The organism is Micromonospora sp. C95, assembly GCF_018070465.1.
Lineage (GTDB): Bacteria > Actinomycetota > Actinomycetes > Mycobacteriales > Micromonosporaceae > Micromonospora.
Genome location: NZ_JAGPXT010000010.1, coordinates 21,443 through 43,182, shown reverse-complemented (window position 1 = coordinate 43,182; position 21,740 = coordinate 21,443). Strand labels below are relative to the sequence as shown.

18 protein-coding genes are annotated in these 21,740 nt (G+C 73.1%); 10 read left to right on the top strand and 8 right to left on the bottom strand.

Annotated features, from left to right (window positions below; translation table 11 throughout):
• Positions 1 to 3 precede the first annotated feature (3 nt).
• Entirely contained in the window at positions 4 to 1,701 is a 1,698-nt protein-coding gene (locus KBX00_RS14335; RefSeq protein ID WP_307868634.1) for a protein kinase, read from the bottom strand.
• Positions 1,702 to 1,880: 179 nt separating this feature from the next.
• On the opposite strand from KBX00_RS14335, the gene KBX00_RS14330 reads away from it, so the two are divergent.
• From KBX00_RS14330 to KBX00_RS14305, 6 genes are all read left to right on the top strand, one after another.
• Positions 1,881 to 2,711, top strand: coding sequence for a patatin-like phospholipase family protein (locus KBX00_RS14330; RefSeq protein ID WP_210827034.1), 831 nt, complete (start codon positions 1,881 to 1,883; stop codon positions 2,709 to 2,711).
• A gap of 1 nt (position 2,712) precedes the next feature.
• A complete protein-coding gene (locus tag KBX00_RS14325) occupies positions 2,713 to 3,729 on the top strand; it encodes a 1-acyl-sn-glycerol-3-phosphate acyltransferase (RefSeq protein ID WP_210827032.1) in 1,017 nt (338 codons plus the stop codon).
• A 9-nt stretch (positions 3,730 to 3,738) separates the two neighbouring features.
• The gene (gene cutA, locus KBX00_RS14320; RefSeq protein WP_210827030.1) at positions 3,739 to 4,059 is read left to right on the top strand and encodes a divalent-cation tolerance protein CutA; all 321 of its coding nucleotides are present in this window, start codon (positions 3,739 to 3,741) and stop codon (positions 4,057 to 4,059) included.
• Between the two features lie 48 nt (positions 4,060 to 4,107).
• Entirely contained in the window at positions 4,108 to 7,887 is a 3,780-nt protein-coding gene (locus KBX00_RS14315) for an SCO7613 C-terminal domain-containing membrane protein (RefSeq protein WP_210827028.1), read from the top strand.
• 221 nt (positions 7,888 to 8,108) lie between these two features.
• Positions 8,109 to 8,399: a 4a-hydroxytetrahydrobiopterin dehydratase gene (locus KBX00_RS14310; protein WP_210827026.1), complete on the top strand. Its 291-nt coding sequence runs from the start codon at positions 8,109 to 8,111 to the stop codon at positions 8,397 to 8,399.
• Positions 8,399 to 9,547: an FHA domain-containing protein gene (locus KBX00_RS14305; RefSeq protein WP_210827024.1), complete on the top strand. Its 1,149-nt coding sequence runs from the start codon at positions 8,399 to 8,401 to the stop codon at positions 9,545 to 9,547. Before KBX00_RS14310 ends, KBX00_RS14305 begins: the two co-directional genes overlap by 1 nt.
• 50 nt (positions 9,548 to 9,597) lie before the next feature.
• Here the strand turns inward: KBX00_RS14305 and rocD are convergent, their stop codons facing one another.
• The 3 genes from rocD to KBX00_RS14290 all read right to left on the bottom strand — a co-directional run bounded on the left by rocD (position 9,598) and on the right by KBX00_RS14290 (position 12,892).
• Positions 9,598 to 10,812, bottom strand: a complete 1,215-nt coding sequence (gene rocD, locus KBX00_RS14300) for an ornithine--oxo-acid transaminase (protein WP_210827023.1) — start codon at positions 10,810 to 10,812, stop codon at positions 9,598 to 9,600.
• Positions 10,809 to 11,624 (bottom strand): dimethylargininase, encoded by an 816-nt coding sequence (gene ddaH, locus KBX00_RS14295; protein ID WP_210827338.1) that lies wholly within the window; start codon positions 11,622 to 11,624, stop codon positions 10,809 to 10,811. Before ddaH ends, rocD begins: the two co-directional genes overlap by 4 nt.
• Positions 11,625 to 11,983: 359 nt before the next feature.
• On the bottom strand, positions 11,984 to 12,892 hold the full coding sequence (locus tag KBX00_RS14290) for a DUF308 domain-containing protein (RefSeq protein ID WP_210827022.1): 909 nt from the start codon (positions 12,890 to 12,892) through the stop codon (positions 11,984 to 11,986).
• 150 nt (positions 12,893 to 13,042) lie between these two features.
• Between KBX00_RS14290 and KBX00_RS14285 the strand changes: the two genes are divergently transcribed.
• The 3 genes from KBX00_RS14285 to KBX00_RS14275 all read left to right on the top strand — a co-directional run bounded on the left by KBX00_RS14285 (position 13,043) and on the right by KBX00_RS14275 (position 14,761).
• Positions 13,043 to 13,618, top strand: coding sequence for a DUF5753 domain-containing protein (locus tag KBX00_RS14285; protein ID WP_210827021.1), 576 nt, complete (start codon positions 13,043 to 13,045; stop codon positions 13,616 to 13,618).
• Positions 13,611 to 13,808, top strand: a complete 198-nt coding sequence (locus KBX00_RS14280) for a DUF397 domain-containing protein (RefSeq protein ID WP_210827020.1) — start codon at positions 13,611 to 13,613, stop codon at positions 13,806 to 13,808. Before KBX00_RS14285 ends, KBX00_RS14280 begins: the two co-directional genes overlap by 8 nt.
• A 146-nt stretch (positions 13,809 to 13,954) precedes the next feature.
• Positions 13,955 to 14,761 carry an Fpg/Nei family DNA glycosylase gene (locus KBX00_RS14275; protein ID WP_210827019.1) on the top strand — a complete coding sequence of 269 codons (807 nt, stop codon included), beginning with the start codon at positions 13,955 to 13,957 and terminating at the stop codon, positions 14,759 to 14,761.
• Positions 14,762 to 14,838: 77 nt separating this feature from the next.
• On the opposite strand, the gene KBX00_RS14270 is transcribed toward KBX00_RS14275, so the two are convergent.
• The 4 genes from KBX00_RS14270 to KBX00_RS14255 form a co-directional block, all read right to left on the bottom strand.
• On the bottom strand, positions 14,839 to 15,711 hold the full coding sequence (locus KBX00_RS14270) for an aminoglycoside phosphotransferase family protein (RefSeq protein WP_307868629.1): 873 nt from the start codon (positions 15,709 to 15,711) through the stop codon (positions 14,839 to 14,841).
• Between the two features lie 249 nt (positions 15,712 to 15,960).
• Positions 15,961 to 17,382, bottom strand: a complete 1,422-nt coding sequence (locus KBX00_RS14265; RefSeq protein WP_210827018.1) for a WGR domain-containing protein — start codon at positions 17,380 to 17,382, stop codon at positions 15,961 to 15,963.
• 92 nt (positions 17,383 to 17,474) lie between these two features.
• On the bottom strand, positions 17,475 to 18,845 hold the full coding sequence (locus tag KBX00_RS14260) for an FAD-dependent oxidoreductase (protein ID WP_210827016.1): 1,371 nt from the start codon (positions 18,843 to 18,845) through the stop codon (positions 17,475 to 17,477).
• A 4-nt stretch (positions 18,846 to 18,849) separates the two neighbouring features.
• Positions 18,850 to 20,004, bottom strand: coding sequence for a glutamate--cysteine ligase (locus tag KBX00_RS14255; RefSeq protein WP_210827014.1), 1,155 nt, complete (start codon positions 20,002 to 20,004; stop codon positions 18,850 to 18,852).
• A gap of 212 nt (positions 20,005 to 20,216) precedes the next feature.
• On the opposite strand from KBX00_RS14255, the gene KBX00_RS14250 reads away from it, so the two are divergent.
• Positions 20,217 to 21,641: a carbohydrate-binding protein gene (locus KBX00_RS14250; RefSeq protein WP_210827012.1), complete on the top strand. Its 1,425-nt coding sequence runs from the start codon at positions 20,217 to 20,219 to the stop codon at positions 21,639 to 21,641.
• Positions 21,642 to 21,740: the final 99 nt, after the last annotated feature.

Below are 21,740 nucleotides of genomic sequence, written 5' to 3'. Positions count from 1 at the left end.
CGCTCAGACCTGCGCGGCACCGAGCGCGGTGATCGCCGCGTCCAACTGCTGCGCGTACGCCGGGCTCAAGCCGTTTTCGCGCAGTCGGATGGAGACCTTCTCCCGGAGCCGGGCGACGCCCGGCCCCAGCTCGCCCTCGCCGCCGGTCACCGCCCGGGTCAGGTTGCGCAGTTCGTTGCGCAGGTCGACGCCGACATCGTCGCGGATGCCACCGTCGGCGAGACCGGCACCGATCACCTCGTCCAGGCGGTTCGCGGCCTCGATGAGGCTGTCGCCACTCGGGGGTGGGTTGGGCGCGCCGGTCGTCGTTGCCGGCGTGGCCGAGGTGTTCGAGGGCGTGGGGGTCGGCGGCACGCTGGCGGTGTCGTCCGGTGCGGCCGGCTCGGACGTAGCCGTCGGTCCGGCCGTGGGTAGCCCGGCGGGCGGTCCGGCGTCGTCGTCCGGCAGCAGTGCCGGCACCGCCAGCGCCGCAGCGACAAGTGTGACCACGGCCGCCGTGACGAGCAGCGGGCGCCACGGTCGCCGCCCCTGCTGCGGGTCGTCTCCGGTCACTGGTGCTGGGCGCGGCAACCGCCGTCCCCGCCCCGGGTCGGCCCCGGAGACCGGTACGGACCCGCCGTCGACCACCCCGGTACCGGTCTGCGCGTCACGCCCATCCGGATGTCCGGCGGCGCTGTCGATCGTGCCACCAGGGGCGACCGAGCTGCCCGCCGGCGCGGCGGAGGCGGCCCCGGCGAGGGCGGGCTGCAAAGGGACGGGGCCGACGGTCGGTAGCACCCAGGCCGGAACCGGGGCGGCGGCGTCGGCCCGGCGCGTGGTGGGCAGCGTGACGGTGGGCGCGAGCATCGTGTTGGCCTGCGGATCGGCGGGCAGCATCTGGTCCCGCAGCACGGTGGCCACCTGCCGGGCGGTGGGGCGGTCGGCGGGATCCCGCGACAGGCAGCGCAGGCAGATCTCGGCCACCGTCGCCGGCAGCCCCGGCACCCCGGTCAGCGACGGCGGCGGGCGCTCGGCGAGCGCGACAGTGAGTTCGTCCCAGGTGTCCGCCGGGTAGGGCACCCGGCCGGTCAGGGCCTCGTGCAGCAGCACCCCGAGCGAGTAGACGTCGGTCGCCGGTTGGGCCGGCGCGCCGTCGAGCCGCTCCGGCGCCACGTACGCGGGGGTGCCGAAGGTGGCACCGTCCTCATCGTCGTCGGGTGCGCCGATCCGGGTGGCGATACCGAAGTCGAGCACCTTCGCGCCGACCTGGGTCATCATCACGTTGGCCGTGGTGATGTCCCGGTGCACGATGCCGAGCCGGTGGGCGGCGGCCAGCGCGTCGGCGACCTGGGCGCCGATCTCCACCGCCTGTGGCCACGGCAGTGGCCCCTCGGTGAGCCGGAACTCCAACTCCTCACCGGCGAGCAGTTCCATCACGACGAACGAGGTGATGGCACCGTCCGGCGACACCGTCTCGCCGTAGTCGTGCACCGAGGTGACGTTCGGGTGGACCAGCTGTGCGGCGGCTCGGGCCTCCTCGCGGACCATGTCGCGAAATCTGGCATCGGCGGCCAGCGACGGGGCGAGCACCTTCAGTGCGACCACCCGGTCGAGTACCTCGTCGTGGGCCCGCCAGATCACCGACATGCCGCCGGAGCCGATCTGGTCGATCAGCCGGTATCTGGTGGCCAGCAACCGGCCGGGCTGCAGTGCTGGCTTCACGGATCGCACCTGCCTCATAGGTGGGAGCGGTATCAGGTTGCGCGAATGTTGCTCACCTGTCAACGGGCCTCGATGCATCTCGGCGGGTGCGACCGGCCGGTGGACGTCGCGGTGCGATGCCACGGCGCAGGGGCGTACGGGAGGGGCCGTCGGTGCCCGGCCATGCCAGGATGAACGGCATGGCGCGGGGACCGGTGGCTTTCGTGCTCGGCGGCGGGGGCGTCCTGGGCGCGGTCGAGGTGGGCATGTTGCGCGCCCTGTTCCGGGCCGGGATCCGGCCCGACCTGGTGCTCGGCACCTCCATCGGTGCGGTCAACGGCGCCCTGGTGGCCGCCGACCCGTCCGAGGCGGTGACCGACCGGCTGGTACGCCTGTGGGCCTCCCCGGAGGCCAGCGAGGTGTACGGCGACTCGGTCGCCCGGCAGCTGCGACGCTTCGCCGCCCGTACCCATCTGCACTCGCCCCGGCCGTTGCGGAAGCTGCTGGAGAACGAACTCGGCGCCCAGACCACCTTCGCCGACCTGAAGATTCCGTTCCGCTGCTGCGCGGCGAACATCGAGCGGGCCGCCGAGCACTGGTTCGTCAGCGGGCCGGTGGTGCCGGCCGTCCTGGCCTCCGCCTCGGTGCCGGGGCTGCTGCCGCCGGCCCGCATCGGCGACCAGCACTACGTCGACGGCGGGATCGTCAACTCCATCCCGATCGGCGAGGCGGTCGCTGCCGGCGCCAGCCGGATCTTCGTACTCCAGGTGGGCCGGATCGAGCGGGCGCTGGCACCGCCCCGACGGCCCTGGGAGATCGCCCAGGTCGCGTTCGAGATCGCTCGCCGGCACCGGTTCGCCCGGGAAATGGCCGCACTGCCCGACGGGGTGGAGGTGCACGTGCTGCCGACCGGCGGGCTGGAACCGCGCGACGACACTCCATGGGCGTACCGGGACATGGCGGCGGTGGGCCGGCGGATCAGCCGGGCCTACTCGGCCTCCCGGCACTACCTGGCGAACCTGGAACGCTGAGATGCCGTTACCGCCGCGTTGGCTGCGCCGACTGCTGCTGGCACCCGGCGTGGTGCTGCTGGCGATCCTGCTGGTCACCACGGTGCCGCTGTGGGCGCTGCTCGCCCTCGCCGGGTCCCCGTTCGTCCCCGGGCACCTGCGTCCGTTGCGGTTGCTCTGGCTCGGCTGCTTCTACCTGGTCTGGGACGCGGCGGCGCTGCTCAGTCTCTTCGGGCTCTGGGTCGGCTCCGGATTCGGCTGGCGGGTACGCGCACCGGCCTTCCAGCGGGCCCACTACGTGCTGGCCGGCTGGTTCCTGCGGGTGTTCTTCTGGCAGGCCCGATGGATGCTGCGGCTGCGCATCGACGTGGTCGGCACCGACCCGGACACCGCGCTGCCGGGCCGGCCGGAACTGGTGCTGTGCCGGCACGCCGGCCCGGGTGACTCGTTCATCCTGATCCACGCGCTGGTGAACTGGTTCCGGCGGGAGCCACGGATCGTGCTCAAGGACACCCTCCAGTGGGACCCGGCGATCGACGTGCTGCTCAACCGGCTGCCAAGCCGGTTCATCGCGCCGGGGCACGACGGCCGGGGCTCACTGACCGAGCAGGTCGGGCATCTGGCCACCGGGTTGGACGAGGACGACGCTTTCGTGATCTTTCCCGAGGGCAGCAACTTCACCCCGAAGCGCCGGCTGCGGGCCATCGCCCGGCTGCGTGACCGGGGACACGAGCGGATGGCGCTGAAGGCGGAGGCGATGCGGCACGTGCTCGCCCCACAACCGGGTGGGCTGTTGGCGGCACTTGACGCGGCCCCCGACGCGGGGGTGATCTTCGTGGCGCACACCGGCCTGGACCGGATGCTCACCGTCGCCGACGTGTGGCGGGAGTTGCCGATGGACAAGCGGCTGGTGATGCGGTTCTGGTCGGTGCCGCCGGAGGAGGTGCCGACCGACCGGCAGGAGCGCATCGACTGGCTCTACGAATGGTGGAGTCGGATAGACGAGTGGGTCGCGACCAACCGCGACGACGCGACGTAGGGTGCGCCTGTGGAGCAGATCAGCGTGGTGACGACGGTGGTCGACGCGCGGTCGGTCGCCGATCTGCTGGCCGCCGCCGCGGTGGCCGGGCGGTTGGCGGCCTGCGCGCAGGTGGGTGGCCAAGTGGACAGCACGTACTGGTGGCGGTCGGGCGTGGAGACCAGCACCGAGTGGTCGGTGCAGTTCAAGACCGCGCCCGACCGGGTCGACGCGTTGGTCGAGCAGTTGCGGGCCAGCCATCCCTACGAGGTGCCGGAGATCCTGGTCACCCGGGTGGAGTGCGGCCATCCCGGGTACGCCGCCTGGGTCTTCGACCACACCCGCCCCTGAGTACGCGCACTCTGGTGCCCACGGCGCCCGGACGTCGAGGATGACGGCGTGGACAACGGCTACCCCTGCCCAGCCTGCGGAGGCTCGGCGAATCTGACCTCCGGCTGCACCGGCTGCGGCCGACCGCCGCATCCGGCCGCCGCGGAGGTGATCCGGCTCGACCGGGAGATCGTCGCGCTGGGTGGCGAGGCGCAGCGGGCCCGTCAGGCGTACGAGGGGCTGGTCGGGCGGCTGGACGCGGCGCGGCGACGGCGCAGCGAACTGGCCGCCGCGGTCCGGGCGGAGTTCCCGGTGCCCGTCGCACCGCCGGACCGCAGTACCGCACCGGCCGTCGGGCGCCCGGACCCCGCTCGCGTGCCGGCTGCTCCGGTGCCGGCTGCTCTGGTGCCGGGCGTTGCCGTGAGCGTGCCGGCTGCTCCGGTGCCGGCTGCTCTGGTGCCGGGCGTTGCCGTGCCGGGCGTTGCCGTGCCGGGCGTTGCCGTGCCGGCCGGGGAGCGGCCGGCTGCCGCGTCGGTCCGACCGGGAGGTGCGGAAGCGTCGACGCGGACCGTGCAGGGGCTGCTGTTCGTCCTGGGTGGACTGCTGCTCGGCACGGCGGCGACGGTCTTCACCGCGGTGGCCTGGGCCTCGGTCGGGGTGGCCGGCCGGGCGGCGATCCTGCTGGCGTTCACCGCGCTGCTGCTGGCCGTGCCGCTGGTCGCCCGCTGGCGGGGGTTGCGTGGCACCGCCGAGACCTTCGCCGCCGTCGGGCTGCTGCTGGTGCTGCTCGACGGGTACGCCGCCTGGACGGTCGACCTGTTCGGGGTGACCGCCTGGCCGGGCAGCAGATACGCCGCCCTGGTGGCCGCCGTCGCCACGGCGGTGGCGATCGGTTACGCCCGACTCAGCCGACTGGCCGTGCCCTGGTTCGCCGCGCTGCTGGTCGTCCAGCCGCTGCTGCCGTTGCTCGCCGCCGAGGCTCGCCCGGAACCGGCCGGCTGGTCGGTGGTCTTCGTCGGGGTGACCCTGGTCGACCTGGCGGTGGTCGTCGCGCTGCGGCGGCGCGCCGGGGTCGGCGCGGACGAGGGGGCCGCGCCGACACCGGCGATGCGGCTGGCCGGCTCGGCGCTGGCCTGGGCCGGGTTCGCCGGTTGGCTGCTGCTCGCCGCGGGCTGCGCGCTGGTGCCGCTGTTGGTCGGTCAAGCGGGCGGCGTACCGCTGCTGGCCGGCGGGCCGATGCTGCTGGTGGCGCTCACCGTCTTCGGCGCGGCGTTGCTGGCCGGTGGCGGGTCGGCACGGGCGGTGGCGGCCGGCGCGCTGGTGCCGGTGCTGGCAGCGGCGATTCTCCGCCCGGTGGTGGAGTTACGCGCCTCGGTCTGGCTGCTGGTGGCAGCCCTGGTCGCGGCCGGACTGGCTGGCGTGGTACGGCTGCTCCCGTCCGGTTGGCGGGCCGGTCCGCGCGTGGGGGCGTTGCTGGTGGCCGGCGGCGGGGGGCTGCTGGCGGCACTGGCCGGGCTGCTGCTGGCCGGCGCCACCGTGGGTCGGTCGTTGCCGCCGTGGCGGGGGGCCACGGCGGGGCCGACGTTGGCGTGGGGGTGGCAGCTGCCGGTGGCGGTGGCGCTGACCTCGGCGGCGGTGGCGCTGCTGCTGCCCCGGGGGGCGCGGCCGGCGGTGCTGTCGGTCGGTCTTGCCGCGACCGCGTTCGCCGTACCGGTGACCTGGGCCGCGCCGTGGCCGGCGGTGGTCGCGATCGACCTTGCGATCGGGGCGGTGTTGCTGTTCGCGGCGGTGGTCCGCCCGACCCTGCCAACCGTTGCGGTGCTCACCTCGTCCTGGGCCGGTGCGGCACTGCTCGGGCACGGGCTGCTGGTCGGGCTGGCCGACCCGATCGGTGCCGGTACCGCCTGCGCAGTGATCCTGGCCGTCGGTCTCGGCGTGGCGGTCGCCGGACGACGCGGCGACGCGGTCCGGCGGGCGGTGGCCGGCTGCGGGCTGACCGCCGCGATGCTCGTGGTGCCGGCGTGGGCGGCGGTCGCGCTGATCGGCGTCGGCGCCCCACCGTGGTGGCAGGCCCGGGGCGCGCTGGCCGCCGTCGCGCTGCCGGCGGTGGCGCTGCTCGCGCTGCGTCGGTCCTGGCCCGAACTGGCCGGGTACGCCTCGACCGGGATCGCCGTGGTGGCGGTGCTGACCGGTCTGTCACCCCTGGTCGTGCCGGGTGCCGAGCGGGTGACGGTGTACGCGGCGGTGGCGGCGTCGCTGGTCGCGCTCGCTGGATTCCGGGCCCGCCCGGTGGGGCTGCTGGCGGTGGTCGGGCTGGTTCTGGCCACGGTGGCGACGGTTACGGCCCTACCGATGGTGCTGTCCGCCCTGCTGACGCCGTACGGGCCGCCACCCGCCCCATGGTCCGGCGTTCCGGCGACTCGCCTGTCACCGGATGCGCTACCGGTCGGTCTGGCACTGGTGCTGCTGTCGTTGGCGGCGGCCCTGTTCGCCTGGCCGGTGAACCGCACCGCCCCTGCGGGTTCCTCCGCTGCGGAGGACGGCGCTGGTACCGACCCCGTTTGTGGTTCTGGCGGCACCGACAGCGCCGGTGGTGACCCGGCCGGTAGCGGCCGGGCTGATGGTGGCCGGGTCGGCGGCAGCGGTATCGGCGGCTGGCGGGTCGCCGGGGCGATGCTGCCCTTCGTGGCCGCCGCCGGTCCGGTGCTGCTGGTCGCCGCCGCCGTGCCCTGGCCGGTGGTGCCGGCCGCAGCTCTGCTGGGTGGTGTGGTTCTGCTGCTGACAAGTGCGCTGCGGCATCCGGGCGGGCCGTTCGTCGGAGTGGCCGTTCCGGTCGGTCTGGTGCTGGCGGCGGCCGGGCTGCTCAACCTCCAGGCGACCCGGGCCGGCAGCCTGGGCGGGCTGGGCCTGTTGGTGGCGGCGGCGACGGTTGTCGGGGTGGGCGGGCGTCACCTCGCGGTACGCGTGCTCGGTTGGCTGGTCGCGGTGGCGGCGGCGACCGGGTTCGCGTTGACCGCCCCGCTGGCCGGCGGGCAGCCGCCTCGCGTGGCGGCGTTCGCGGTGCTCGGCGTCGCCGTGCTCAGCCTCGCGCTCGCCGCGACGCTGCCGTCGAGCCGAGGGAGTCTGCCGGAGGCGCCACGTCCGCAGCCGGCTGCCGGTGGGGCCATCGGTCCCGCTCCGCAGGCGCTGGTGGGACAGGTGCTGGATGCCGCCGCACAGGCGGTGGCGCTGCTCGCGCTGCTGCTCACCGTTGGCGCACTCCGGCACGCCGCGACGATCTGCGTGTTGTGGGGCGTCGCGATGGGGGTCCGGCTGTTGCGTCGGGACGAGTCGATCGAGCGACGCCGGGTCTTCGCCGGTATCGGCGGGGGGAGCGAACTGCTGGCGGTCTGGCTGCTGTTGGCGGCCGGCGGAGTCAGCGTGCTGGAGGCGTACACGGTGCCGCTGGCCGCGGCGGCGCTGGCCGCTGGTGCGGTGGGACTGCGTACCCGGCCGGGACTGAACAGTTGGCTTGCGCTCGGCCCGGGCCTGGCCGCCCTGCTACTGCCCAGCCTGACGGCTGTGCTGTTCGGCGCCGACCCGGACCCCTGGCGGCGACTGCTGCTCGGCGTCGCCGCGCTCGCCGCGACGCTGTTCGGTGCGGTCCGCCGCTGGCAGGCGCCGGTGCTGCTCGGCGCGGGCACGCTGACCCTGTTGGCCCTGTACGAGCTGGTGCGCAGCTGGGACCTGCTGCCCCGGTGGGCGTTCCTGGCTGCCGCCGGGCTGGCTTTGATCGGCGTGGCGACCACCTACGAGCGCCGCCGCCGGGACCTGCTCCGACTCCGATCCGTCGTCGGTCGCATGAGCTGACGCCCGGCCCACAACCACCCTCGGGCCAGCGTCTCCCCAACATCGCCGGCACCGCCACGGACCACGCCGAGGGCGACAACATCGGGGATTCTGATGTGTCAGGCAGCGGCGGAGGCGACAACATCCCTGATGTTGTCGCCTCCGATGATTGATCGGGGGCGGGTGGTGGGTCGGTCGCCGCTGGTGGCGGTGGTGCCGGTGGGCACCGGTAGGGTCTGGCCATGGCAGAGGTGCTCACCGCCGAGGCGGTGCGAGACGAGCTGGGTGGGCTGGTGGGCTGGTCGGGAGACCCCGCCGGGATCACCCGAACCGTGGAGCTGGTCAGCTTCCGGGACGCCATCGCGGTGGTCGACCGGGTCGCCGCCACGGCAGAGGAACTGGACCACCACCCCGACATCGACATCCGGTGGCGCACGGTGACCTTCCGCTGTGTGACCCACTCGGTCGGCGGGGTCACCATCCGTGACATCCGGCTGGCCCGGCGGATCGACGAGATCGTGGAGAGTGCCTGATGAGGTTCGAGATCAGCAAGGTGCTGGACGCCATCGAGGGGCGGGTCTGCACCGACCCGCAACTGGCCCGCGCGGTGCTCGACCTGGCCGAGATCATCCGCTACCAGGACCTCGACGGTGGCCGGCCGGCCAGTTCGCTGCGTCTCGGCATGGTCATCGACGCGCTGGCGCGCAGCCTGGAGGAGGACAGCGTCCCGGTCTACGCGGTGGTGCACCGGGGGATGCTCTCCGACGCCGACCTCACCTCCAACGAGCGGATGGTGGTGCGCCGGTGGGCCGACGACGGCCTGGTGGAGGTGCTCGACAACCCCGGTGACCGGATGCTGGAGGTGGCCGACCTGCTCGGCCTGCCGGTGCTCAGTCGGGTCCGCTTCGACGGCCTACGTGGGCGTTTTCCCTGGCTGGTGGAGCAGCCGGGCCGGGTACTCGCCCCGGTGCCGGGTGCCGGCGGCCCGGTCTTCATCGCCCACGTCGGCGGCGGTCACACCCCGGTCTCCGGCCCACCCGCACCGGCCGGCGCAAAGCTGCTCTCCCGTGAGTGGCGCTGCCCGGAGTCCGGTTGCACCCTGTTCGGCGGTGCCGGTGGCGGCGGAGCCTTCGCCGACCTCGCCCGGATCGACCGCGCACCGACCGGGCAGCCGCCGCCGTCGCTGCGCAACGGCGTACCCACCTGCCCCCGGCACGGTGCGCGGCTGCGGGACGCCGGGCCCCGGCCGCGCAGCGAGGTGCTCGCGGTCCGCGTCGGTGGCCTGATCCGTCGTCGTTTCGTGCTCACCGAGGACCAGTCGGTGACGATCGGCCGGGCACCGGAGGGCTCCGGCGGCATCATGCTCGGCCAGTGGCTCAACGACGAGGCGCGACGCTGGATCAGCCGCAACCACCTGCGACTGGAGCTGCGCGGCGCGGACGTCGTCGCCACCGACGTCAGCACCAACGGTTCCGGCGTACGGCCGGGCGGCTCCCTGGCGGAGGCGGACCGGCTTCCACTGGCCCCGCAGCAGTCCCGGGTGCTCGGCACCGGTGACATGGTGGAGCTGTATCCGGGGGTGCAGGTCGGTCGGCCGAACGAGTTCCCGGCGGGAGCGCCGTACAACCCGGACTCGGTGATGTCCGAGGCACCGACCATGGCGATGCGCCTGCCGCGCTGACGCCGGTGGCGCCGGGACCGTCGTCCCGGCGTCACCGGCGCTACGACAGCTCAGCCGGCCAGTACGGCGGCCAACTGCGCCACCGCGTGGTCGATCTCCTCCTCGGTGATGACCAGCGGCGGGGCGAGCCGGATGGTCGAGCCGTGCGTGTCCTTGGCCAGCACCCCGCGCGCCATCAGCCGCTCGCAGGCCTCCCGGCCGCTCATCAGAGCCGGGTCGATGTCCAGGCCGGCCCACAGACCTCGGCCGCGTACCGCGACCAGACCCTTGCCGATCAGGCCGCGCAGACCGGCGTGCAGCCGCTCGCCGAGTGCGGCGGAGCGGCGCTGGAATTCGCCGGTCGCCAGCAGCCGGACCACCTCGGTTGCCACGGCGCAGGCGAGCGGGTTGCCGCCGAAGGTGGAACCGTGCTGGCCGGGCTTGAGTACGCCGAGCACGTCGGCGTCGGCGGCCACCGCGGAGACCGGCACGATGCCCCCGCCGAGCGCCTTGCCCAGCAGGTACATGTCCGGCACCACGCCCTCCTGCTCGCACGCGAAGGTGCTGCCGGTGCGGCCCAGGCCGGACTGGATCTCGTCGGCGATGAACAGCACGTCGCGTTCGGTACACAGCCGCCGTACGCCGGGCAGGTAGCCCTCGGGCGGCACCACCACGCCCTGCTCGCCCTGGATCGGCTCCAGCAGCACGCCGACGGTGTGCTCGTCGACCGCCTCGCCAAGCGCGGCCAGGTCACCGTAGGGAACGACCCGGAAGCCCGGGGTGTACGGCCCGAAGTCGGCCCGGGCGTCGGCGTCGGTGGAGAAGCTGACGATCGTGGTCGTACGCCCGTGGAAGTTGCCCTCCGCGACCACGATGTTGGCCTGACCGGCCGGCACCCCCTTGACCTGGTAACCCCACTTGCGGGCCACCTTGATGCCGGTCTCCACGGCCTCGGCCCCGGTGTTCATCGGCAGCACGAGATCCTTGCCGCACAGTGCCGCCAGCTCCCGGCAGAAGTCGGCGAACTGGTCGTGGATGAACGCCCGGCTGGTCAGTGTCAGCTTGTCGAGCTGGGCGTGCGCGGCGGCGACAAGCGTCGGGTGCCGGTGGCCGAAGTTGAGCGCCGAGTAGCCGGCCAGGCAGTCCAGGTAGCGGTTGCCGTCCACGTCGGTCACCCAGGCGCCCTCGGCCGAGGTGATCACCACCGGCAGCGGGTGGTAGTTGTGCGCGGTGTGCCGCTCCGAGTCCTGCACCGCGGCGGGGGTCCGCAGCATGTCCTCGATCATCGGTCTGCCTTTCCCTGACGGAGTCGCAACGTGCAGCACTTCGGGCCGCCGCCGGCCCGACGCAGCTCGGACAGGTCGACGCCGATCGTCTGGTAGCCCCGGTCGCGCAGCTTGGCGGCCAGGCCGGTGGCCTGCTCGGGCAGCACCACGTGCCGGCCGTCGCTGACCGCGTTGAGGCCGAGAACCTCCGCGTCGGCCATGGTGGCGTGCACCGCGTCCGGGAAGAGCCGGCGGAGCACGGCCTGGCTGCCGGGGGAGAACGCCTCCGGCAGGTACGCCACGGTCCGCTCGTCGAGCACGGTCAGCGCGGTGTCCAGGTGGTAGAAGCGGGGATCGACAAGCTGCATGGTGATCACCGGGTAACCGAAGACCTCCTGGAGCTGGGCGTGCGAGGCGTGCGCGGTGCGGAAACCGGTGCCGGCGAGCAGGTGGTCGCCGGCCAGCAGGACGTCGCCCTCACCCTCGTTGACGTGCTTCGGGTCGTACATCTCGAAGCCGGCGGCCTCGAACCAGGCGCGGTACGCGGGGGCCTCGTCGGCGCGCTGCGGGTCGCGGAACTGCACCGCCATCGCCTTGCCCTCGATCACGGTGCCCCCGTTGGCGGCGAAGACCATGTCGGGCAGGCCCGGTACCGGCGCGATCTCCTCGACGGTGTGGCCGAGGTCCAGATAGACCTGGCGCAGCCGCTCCCACTGCCGTACGGCGAGGTCGGCATCGACCGGGGCGGTCGGATCCATCCACGGGTTGATCGCGTAGTCGACGGCGAAGTACGTCGGCCGGCACATCAGAAACCGTTGGCGGGTGGCGTCCATCGTCATGTGTCCTGCTCCAAGCCTCGGGCGCGCCCGGCCACCGTCGGCCCACGGGCTGGCGCCGTGGCTCAACGGTATGCGGGCTCGACCGGCAGGATCCACCGCGAACCCTTGCATTCAGTGGCGGATCGTTGCGTATGGCACCCGAGTGGCGCAGATTCGTTGCGAATGACTCGCGGACCGGCAGACCGGGCGAGTTCTGCGCGGCAGAAACTGGCCCGGGCATACGTCAGGGGCGGCGAATCGCCGCCCCTGACGAGCGTGTGCGCCCGGCTGGTGAACCACCAGATCTGATCGGGCTACGGTCGGTTCCGCACCGACCGGCACCGGTGAACCACCGGCGGGGCGAAAGGTGCCCGCTACAGGCGATCCACAAACTGTGAATCAAGCCACTCACGGAAGCGGACCACGGTGTCCCCATCGGTGGTCGGCCAGTCGTACTGACCGGTCATCGCGAGCACGCCCAGGACCACCGCCCCGAGTCCGAAGGCGATGCCCAGCAGGGCGTCGGACTTGCCGGCGATGTGCCGCCGACGGGTGGCCATCAGTCCGAGCACGGCGAGCACCGCCCCGACCGTGCCCAGCGCGATGCCGTACCCGGCGAGGGCGCCGGTCAGCACGAACAGGACGCTGCCGACGCCGACGATCAGACCGAGCGTGGCCAGCAGGCTGGCCCGGGGTCGCGGACCGACCGGTGCCGGCGGCACGTCCCGGCTGGCTGCACCGTCGGCGGTCCGGTCGTCGTCGACGCTGCGGTCCTGGTCGACGGTGCCGGCGATCCGGTCCCGGTCGCCACGGCGGTCCGCGTCGACGGCCCGGTCGGCCGCAGCGGTGCGGTCGAGGTCGGTGGCGTGCTTGTCGTCGGCGGTCCGGTCTCGGTCCGCGGTGCGGTCGAGGTCGGTGCTGTGCTTGTCCTCGGTGGTCCGGTCGCGGTCGGTGGTTCCGGTGGCGGCGGCTCGGGCGCTGCGGGAACCGTGCACGGTGGAGCGGGCGGTGGCGGCTCGGGCCTCGGCGGCCCGCTCCGCGTCAGGTTGGGGAGCCGCCCGGTCGGTGTCCGGGCCGGCGCTCCGGCCGGCGGTAGTCCGACCGGTGACGACGGTGTTGCCGGACGACGTTCGGCGCTGCCCGGTGCTGCCGTCGGTGCTGTCCGCGACGTCGGATCGCGCGCCGCTGCGGGTGTCGGTGGCGACCGTCCCGGTACGGCCGCGCTCGTCGTCCGTCGGCGCCGCCGATTCGTCCCGGCGCAACAGCGAAGGAAACTTCATCATCTTCACCTCCTGATCGATGCGTGGACGGCGGCACCAGCCCCGTATCGCCAGCCACGCCACAACACCTCGCAGTTACCCACCCCCCACCCCACCAACACCCCACCCCCGCCCCACCTCTCGCCGATCTTGCACTTTTGGTCGCGACAAAGCATGTCAATGGGACATATCAACGACCATAACTGCAAGATCGGCGAGAGGAGACAGTGGCTGCTCCAGACCCGGGAATACGCCACCGAACTGTTCCGCCGCAAGAACCCGACGATGACGGTCGATGAGCGGGAGAAACTGGTCGCGGTACGCCTCCAGCGTCAGCACATCCTGGTCCGCCGGCTGCCCAGCGCGCCCACGCTCAAGGTGGTGCTGAGCGAGGCCGTGCTGCGCCGCACCATCCCCGACCGCCGGGCGATGGTCGAGCAGTTGCGCCACCTGCTCGACGTCGCCGCGCTGCCGACCGTCTCGCTGCGGGTGCTGCCGCTGGCCGCCGGCCCGCCGCTGGCCTGCGAGACCGGCACGTTCGTCCTGCTGGACTTCCCGCGCCCGCTCGGCCGGGCGTCGACCGAGCCGACCACCGTCTACCTGGAGAACATCACCGGTGCGCTCTACCTCGACAAGCCGGCGGAGGTGGCCGCCTTCGAGCACGTCTGGTCCGACCTGGAAACGCTCGCGCCGGATGCGGCAGAATCGGAGAAACTCGTCCAGACGATCATCGAGGAGCATCATGCCTGATCTTGCCGGTGCCGTCTGGCGCACGAGCAGCCGCAGCGGCGGCAGCGGCGGCGACTGCGTCGAGGTGGCCGACAATCTGCCCGGCGTGGTGGCCGTCCGCGACAGCAAGGACCCGCACGGCCCGGTGCTCACCATCGCCCCGCCAGCCTGGGCAGCCTTCGTCGCCGAGGTGCGACGCGACACACGCTGACACCCCACGCGGCGGGTGCGGAAGCCGGTGGCCCGGCCCGCGCTGCCACGCGGCGCTGTCGAGGGTGGCGATCGTGCAGGTGGTGGACGCGGCGGACACCGGCCGGCCGGAGACTGCTGCGCCATCCGCTGGCTACGCTTGGCGCCGTGCCAGAGGGACACACGATTCATCGCCTGGCGGCCCGGCACGCCGAGCTGTTCGCCGGGGACAAGGTGCACGCCGCCAGCCCCCAGGGCCGCTTCGCCGACGGTGCCGCCATGATCTCCGGCACGGTGCTGGACGGCACCGAGGCGTACGGCAAGCACCTGCTGCACCACTACGCCGGTGAGCTGACGCTGCACGTACACCTCGGCCTCTATGGCAAGGTCACCGACGGCGCCGGTGAGCCGCCGGAGCCGGTGGGCCAGATCCGGCTACGGCTGACAAGTGACCAGCACTGGCTCGACCTGCGCGGACCGACCGCCTGCGAACTGCTCAGCCCGCCCGAGGTGGCCGCGCTGCGGGCCCGACTCGGACCGGATCCGCTGCGCGCCGACGCTGATCCGGAGCGGGCGTACGCCCGGATCTCGCGCAGCGTGACGCCGCTGGCGGCGCTGCTGCTGGATCAGGCGGTGGTGGCCGGCACCGGTCTGATCTTCGTGACCGAGGCGCTGTTCCGCGCCGGTCTGTCGCCGAGGCTGCCCGGCCGGGAGCTGACCCGGGCCGGGTGGCAGGTGCTCTGGGCCGACCTGGTCGAGCTGATGACGCTCGCGGTCGGCACCGGCCGGATCGACACCGTCCGCCCCACCCACCTGCCCGAGGCGATGGGCCGTCCGGCCCGCGTCGACCGCCACGGCGGAGAGGTGTACGTCTACCGCCGCCCCGGCCAGCCCTGCCACGTCTGCCGCACCCTGATCAGCCGAGGCACCATCACCGCCCGCAACCTCTACTGGTGCCCCACCTGCCAGTCCTGACCCGACCGGCGTGGATCTTGGTCCGGAACGGCCCTCCAGGGGGCCGTGCTCGACCAAGATCTGACCGAGATGCCACCTCAGTCGAGGAGCCAGCGGACCACGTCGGCGTGGTCGGGGAAGACCTGGTCGCCGTCGATGCTCCAGGCCATTGTCTGGCCGATCGTCCAGCCCCGGACCCGGTCGCGGTCCAGCCCCAGCTCGGCGCTGAGCCGGTCCAGGCGGTGGCGGACGGCCGCCCGGGAGTGGCCCAGCTCGGTGCCGCGCACCATCGCCACCACCGAGAACTCCCGCTCGCCGACAAGCGGCTTCGGGTCGATCACCAACCACGGCTCGCGTTCGGCGCGCAGCACGTTGGCGGCGTGCAGGTCCTGGTTGACCAGGACCTGCTCGCCCTGGCTGCCGGCCAACCCGCCGAGCTGGTCGAGCGCGGCGTCGACAAGCCGCCGCTCGTACGGTCGCCCGGCCCGTTCCCACTTGACCGGCAGCCGGCACGCCCACCCGGCGGCGGCCTCCGCCAACGGCAGGAACGGCTGACCGGCCGGTACCCAGAGGCGGGGGAGCAGCGCCACCACGGCGTCGAGCGCCTCGTCGAGCGGTACCGCGTGCAGCGGTGTGCCGGGGTCGCAGCGCTCCACCAGCAGGGCCCGCAGGTCGGGATCGTGGGCGAGCAGCCGGACCGCCCCGTCGCCGTCCCAGCGACGCAGCGCGGTCGCCTCGTGCTCGCTCTCCGCGTCGGGAAACTGCACCTTGAGCACCGCCCGGGTGCCGTCCGGCAGCTCGGCCGGCAGCGCCAGGGAAGCGCAGGCGTACCCGAAGGGTGGTCCGGCCCGCAGCGACCAGCGGCGGACGCAGGCGGCCAACCGGTCCGGCAGATCGGCCAACCACTCTGGGCCCCCCGCCACGTCGCGAAGCCAGGCCAAGCCATCGGGGAGTCGCAGTGCGCCGGTCACCGGCTCATGGTGACCGGCGCGGCGGCACCGTCACAACCGCCCGGGCCGAGTGCTGCGGCACTGTCACACCGGCCCGGGCCGAGTGCTGCGGCACCGTCACACCGGCCCGGGTGCTGCGGCACCGTCACAACGGCCCGGGTGCTGCGGCACCGTCACAACGGCCCCAGGCCGGGCCTGGCCAACGGCACGACCGGGATCAGCCGCACGACCGGGATCAGCCGCACGGCGGGGTCACGCGCGCGATCGGGATCAGCCAAGGCGGCGGATGTCGCCGTAGGCGCGGTAGAAGCCGCCCCGGCCGGACTCGCGGACCTCGGTGACCAGGTAGCGCGCGCCCGGCTCGCGGATGCCCTTGGGAAACTGCACCGACCAGTTCCGGTGGTAGCCGCCGGAGAGCACGTGCACCCGCAGCCGGCCGCCCTGCTCGACGCACTCGACGACCACGCCGTCACGGGCGTCGCCGACGACCTCCACCTGGGTGACCGCGGCCGGTTCGGGCAGTCGGGCCGGCGCCTTGACGTCGACCACGTCGGGGACGCTGCCCGCCTCCGCCGCCCGGATCGCGGGCTCGCTGGCATCGATGCAGGCCAGGTGGCCGCTGGTGGTCACCACGTAGAGGCGCTGGTCGTGGTACTGCATGGAGTAGGCCGACCCGCAGCCGGTGCCGAGCTTCCACAGCCGGGTGCCGTCGGCGGCGAAGCAGTAGATCGAGGACTGGCTGTCCCCGGCGAAGACGTAGCGGCCGTCGGAGGCGGTGGCGCAGGAGAAGACCGGCGCGTCGGCGCGGTAGCTGCGGGCGGCCCGGCCGTCCTTGCCGATCCGGACCACCTCGCGGGTGGCGGTGCCGGCGAACACGGCGTCGCGTTCCTGCCAGCCGAAGAGCACCGAGCCGGTGCGGGTGTGCCACAGCTCGCGGCCGGTGCGCCAGTCGTAGCCGCTCACCCCGGTCGAGTCGCCGTGGTAGACCGCGTCGGCGTCGCAGCGCACCATCCAGGCCGACCGGCCGCGCCCGGCCCGCCGCCAGAGGAACTCGTCCTCGTGGTCGATGGCGGCGATCCCGCCGTCGGCGTCGGAGACACCCAGCACGCCGTCGTGGATGTCGAGCCAGTAGATGTCGATGTCGGGGACGATCGCGTACGCCACCCGGGGGATCTTGCCGGAGAGGTCGTAGACGTTGCCGTCGTCGCAGCCGGCGTAGACCCAGGCGTCGTCGGCGACGATGCACTTGACCCCGTCGGGCAGGCGGACCTGGTCCAGCACCCGGGCGTCGTGGTCGAGAGTGGTGATCACACCCCGCTCGTTGCCCACCATGCAGGTGCGCCCGTCGACGAAGATGCCGAAGGCCGGCGCGCCGGAGTCGTACCGCCAGAGCACCGGGGCGGTGCGGGCGGTCGAGCGGGTGCTGACGATCTGCCGCCGGGAGACGGCCCGCTTCTGGCGTACGCCGGGCACCGCCGGGGCGTACCCCTTGCGGATCTTTTCGCCGATCTTCTTCGCCGCCGCGGCGCGGGCCCGCGTGTTGTCGGGGTAGCCGGTGGTCTTCACCTGGCCCTGGTCGCCGATCCGCCCGAAGCGCACGGTCATTGTGGTGTCGTCGACCGCCACCTCGTAGAACTTGTGCGCCGCACCGTCCACTTCGGACAGTTCGAGGTAGGTCGTCTCCTGCGACATGGGGATTCCTCCGAGGGGTTGGCGTCGGCCCTGACCGGGCGGCGCGCCTACGCTAACCCCCGGCACCGACAGAATTCGCGCCCTCGGCGGCGTCAGCGGGCGAGCGCGTCCACGGCCTTGCGGGCGGCGACCAGCACCGGATCCCAGACCGGGGCGTACGGCGGGGCGTAGCCGAGGTCGAGGGCGGTCATGTCGTCCACCGTCATCTTGTTCCACAGCGCCACGGCCAGCGGGTCGATCCGCTTCGCCGCCTCGGACCAGCCGACGATCTGGGCGCCGAGCAGTCGCCCGCTCGGCCGCTCGGCGATCAGCTTCACCGTCATCAGCCGGGCACCGGGGTAGTAGCCGGCCCGGTTCGTCGACTCCGCGATCACCGAGACGAACTCGAACCCGGACATCCGCGCCTCGCGCTCCCGCAGCCCGGTGCGCCCCACCTCCAGGTCGCACACCTTGGTCACGGCCGTGCCGATCACCCCCGCGAAGGTGGCGTACCCGCCGCCGATGTTGATCCCGGCGACCCGGCCCTGCTTGTTGGCGTGGGTGCCGAGCGGTACGTGCACCGGCATGCCGCTCACCCTGTGCAGGGTCTCCACGCAGTCCCCGGCGGCCCACACTCCGGGCACCTCGGACACCCGCATCTGGCGGTCCACCCGGATCCCACCGGTCGGTCCCAGCGGCAGGCCGGCGGCGGCGGCCAGCTCGGTGTTGGGGCGTACGCCGAGACCGAGCACCACCAGGTCGGTCGGGATCGGCCCGTCGTCGGTGACCACCTCGCTCACCCGGCCGTCGCGCTCCGTCAGGCCGGTGACCTGTACGCCGGTGCGGATGTCCACGCCCAGCCCGCGCATCGCCTCGGTGACCAGCCGCGCCATGTCGGGGTCGACGGTCGACATCGGCTGCTCGTCGCGCTCGACCAGGGAGACCGACAGCCCCCGGCGGACCAGTGCCTCGGCCATCTCGACACCGATGTAACCGCCACCGACCACCACCGCCCGGCGGGGCCGCGGGTCGGCCTCCAGCCAACCGCGCAACGCCGAACCGTCGTCGAGGGTCTGCACCCCGAACACCCCGGCGGCGTCGGTTTCCGCCCAGGCCGGCTTCTTCGGCACCGCCCCGGCGGCGTACATCAGATTGTCGAACGGCTCGCGGACGTCGCCGCCGCCGTCCAGGTCGCGGGCGATCACCTCGCGGCGGTCCAGGTCGATCCCGACCACCTCGTGCCGAATCCGCACGTCGATGGCGTAGTCCTCGCGGTGCGTCTGCGGCGACCGGGCCACCAACTGCTCCCGGTCGGTCACCAGGCCGCTGATCCAGTACGGGATACCGCAGGCCGAGTAGGAGGTGAAGTGCCCCCGTTCGAACACGATGATCTCCAGGTCGTCCGGACCCTGGCGGCGACGCGCCTGGGCGGCGGCCGACATGCCGGCGGCATCCCCACCGATGACGATCAGTCGTTCCGCCACGCGGTCACCTCTTTCCCCCGTTCTCGCCCCGGGTCTGGCGTGTCACGTCCTCCACCACATCCTCCAACCGTCCGGTCCGGGCGTACACCGAACGCTGCCGTTGGGCACCGCTGCCGTGCCGGCGCAGCCCCTCCAGCAGGCTGGTCACCTCGGCGAGGTCGCCGTGGCGTTCCAGCGCCGGCCCGAGGCGCCCGACGAGCTGGTGCAGCAGGTCCCAGGCCGGCCGTAGCTCACCGCTGGACAGGTCGACCGCCTCACCCTCCAGCCCGTCGTGGGCGGCCCGCCAGTGCGCGCCGACCAGCAGGTGATGGTCGGTCGGCAGCGGTGGCCGCCCGGCCGCGATGTCGTCGAGCGCGGTCGCCACCAGCCCACGGACCAGCGCGGCGACCAGGACGGCGTCGTCGACCGTCGGGCAGACGTCACCGATGCGCAGCTCCACCGTCGGGTACTTGGCCGACAGCCGGGCGTACCAGTAGAGCATCCCCTCGTCGAGCATCACGCCGCTGCTGATCAGCTGCCGGATCAGCCGTTGGTAGTGCTCGTGGTTGACCAGGTAGGGCGTCGGCGCGACCGAGGGCCAGCGTTCCCACTCGATCGACCGCCAGCTGGCGTAACCGGTGTCCTCCCCTCGGGAGAACGGCGAGTTGGCGGTGACCGCGTGCAGGATCGGCAGCCACGGCCGCACGTGGTTGAGCACCTGTACGCCGGCGTCGGGATCCGGCACCCCGACATGGACGTGCATGCCGTTGTTGCCCGGCCCGGGAACCAGCAGCCGGAACCGGGCGAGCATCCGATCGAAGCGGGGCTTGTCGACCACGGCGGGCACCGGACCGTCGATCGGCCCGGTGCCGATCGCCAGCAACCGGGCGCCGGCCCGCTCGGCGGCGTCGGCGAGCGAGGCGCGGAGCAGGCCGAGGGAGTGCCGGATCGAGGAGAGCTCCAGTCCCGGTGGGCTGCCGATCTCGATCTGGCTGGTCTGGAACTCCCGCTCGACCTGTCCGCGCAGCTCGGCCGAAACCTGATCGAGGACCGCCTCGACCGCGGGCACCGCGACCCCGGTGTCCGGATCGACGAGCAGGAACTCCTCCTCGACACCCACGGTGAGCAGCTCGGTTGCCTCGGCCGGAGGGCTCGGGGCCGGTGCCGCCTGCGTGACCATCACTACCACCGTCCACTTCTGCCGGGCGGTCCGTCCGCACCGGGTCGGCCGGCAATTACCCCCTGTGGTGGCACCGGGAAACTCCGGCCGGTGTGGCGCGGTGTGTCGTTGGTCGGAAGCGGCCGCATCGATCGACATTGACAACTGCGCGAGGGGGACGTACAACTCCTGAGAGAGCGCTCTCTCACCCGTCCCCGCAGAGAGGCACGTCCATGACATCTGCCCCGGCGGCATCCGCCGCCCCGCCTGTGCGACGCCGGCTGCCGCTGGCGTTGGTCCTGCTCACCGCCGTCACCACCGTCCTGGCCGGGCTCGGCACGACCGCGGACGCCGCCGTGCCGCCACCCCCGTCGGGCTGGAGCCTGGTGTGGAGCGACGACTTCACCGGTGCGGCCGGCACCCTCCCGTCCTCCGGCAACTGGATCATCGACACCGGCACCAGCTACCCGGGTGGTCCACCCCAGTGGGGCACCGGCGAGATCCAGACGTACACCAACAGCACCGCCAACGTCAGCCACGACGGTGCCGGCAACCTGCGGATCACCCCGCTGCGCGACGGCGCCGGCCGCTGGACCTCGGCCCGCATCGAGACCGTCCGCAGCAACTTCAAGGCCCCGGCCGGCGGGGTGCTGGCCATCGAGGGCCGCATCCAGATGCCGAACGTCACCGGTGCCGCCGCGTCGGGGTACTGGCCGGCGTTCTGGGCGCTCGGTTCGCCCTACCGGGGCAACTACCAGAACTGGCCGGGCATCGGCGAGTTCGACGTGATGGAGAACGTCAACGGACTCAACTCGGTCTGGGGCGTGCTGCACTGCGGCGTCGCACCGGGCGGTCCGTGCGACGAGTTCAACGGCATCGGCGCCTCCCGGGCCTGCCCCGGTAGCACCTGCCAGTCGGCGTTCCACACCTACCGCTTCGAGTGGGACGCCTCGATCAGCCCGCAGCAGCTGCGCTGGTACGTCGACGGGCAGCTCTACCACACGGTAAGCCAGAGCCGGGTCGGTGAGCCGTACTGGTCGCAGATGACCAGCCACGCCGGCTACTTCCTGCTGCTGAACGTGGCGATGGGCGGCGCCTTCCCGAACGGGGTCGCCGGCAGCGCCACGCCGACCTCGGCCACCGTGCCCGGCCGGCCGATGCTCGTCGACTACGTCGCCGTCTACAGCCGGGGTGGCGGCAGCAACCCGCCACCCACGACGCCGCCGCCGACCACCCCGCCGCCGGGCGGTACCCGGGACGCGTACGCGACCATCCAGGCCGAATCCTTCAACGCCCAGAACGGCGTGATCGTCGAGGCGTGTTCCGAGGGCGGGCAGAACATCGGTGCGCTGCGCAACGGCGACTGGGTCCGCTTCGACAACGTGGAGTTCGGCTCCGGCGGGCCACGCGACTTCGTGGCCCGGGTCGCCTCCGGCGCGGCATCCGGCGTCAGCGGCCTGGTGGAGGTGCGGGTGGGCAGCCCGACCAGCGCACCCATCGGTAGCTTCGCCATCGCCAACACCGGCGGTTGGCAGAGCTGGCGTTCGGTGCCCGGCAACGTCTCCGGGGTGACCGGGCGACGGACCGTCTACCTCACCTTCACCAGCGGCCAGCCAAACGACTTCGTGAACGTCAACTGGTTCCACTTCCGCCGCTGAGGCGTGCGGCGCGGCCCCCTGGCATCGCCTCCGGCAGCGCGGGGGCCGCGCCGATTCGCCAAGCTCCGTCCCTGGACAGAAACAGTTAACAGTCCTAAT

Coding starts and splice junctions, on each gene's coding strand:
- KBX00_RS14330 (WP_210827034.1), top strand. CDS start 1,881: ATGGCGCGGGGACCGGTGGCTTTCGTGCTCGGCGGCGGGGGCGTCCTG.
- KBX00_RS14325 (WP_210827032.1), top strand. CDS start 2,713: ATGCCGTTACCGCCGCGTTGGCTGCGCCGACTGCTGCTGGCACCCGGC.
- KBX00_RS14310 (WP_210827026.1), top strand. CDS start 8,109: ATGGCAGAGGTGCTCACCGCCGAGGCGGTGCGAGACGAGCTGGGTGGG.
- KBX00_RS14305 (WP_210827024.1), top strand. CDS start 8,399: ATGAGGTTCGAGATCAGCAAGGTGCTGGACGCCATCGAGGGGCGGGTC.
- rocD (WP_210827023.1), bottom strand. CDS start 10,812: ATGATCGAGGACATGCTGCGGACCCCCGCCGCGGTGCAGGACTCGGAG.
- ddaH (WP_210827338.1), bottom strand. CDS start 11,624: ATGGACGCCACCCGCCAACGGTTTCTGATGTGCCGGCCGACGTACTTC.
- KBX00_RS14290 (WP_210827022.1), bottom strand. CDS start 12,892: ATGATGAAGTTTCCTTCGCTGTTGCGCCGGGACGAATCGGCGGCGCCG.
- KBX00_RS14285 (WP_210827021.1), top strand. CDS start 13,043: ATGTCAATGGGACATATCAACGACCATAACTGCAAGATCGGCGAGAGG.
- KBX00_RS14280 (WP_210827020.1), top strand. CDS start 13,611: ATGCCTGATCTTGCCGGTGCCGTCTGGCGCACGAGCAGCCGCAGCGGC.
- KBX00_RS14265 (WP_210827018.1), bottom strand. CDS start 17,382: ATGTCGCAGGAGACGACCTACCTCGAACTGTCCGAAGTGGACGGTGCG.
- KBX00_RS14255 (WP_210827014.1), bottom strand. CDS start 20,004: ATGGTCACGCAGGCGGCACCGGCCCCGAGCCCTCCGGCCGAGGCAACC.
- KBX00_RS14250 (WP_210827012.1), top strand. CDS start 20,217: ATGACATCTGCCCCGGCGGCATCCGCCGCCCCGCCTGTGCGACGCCGG.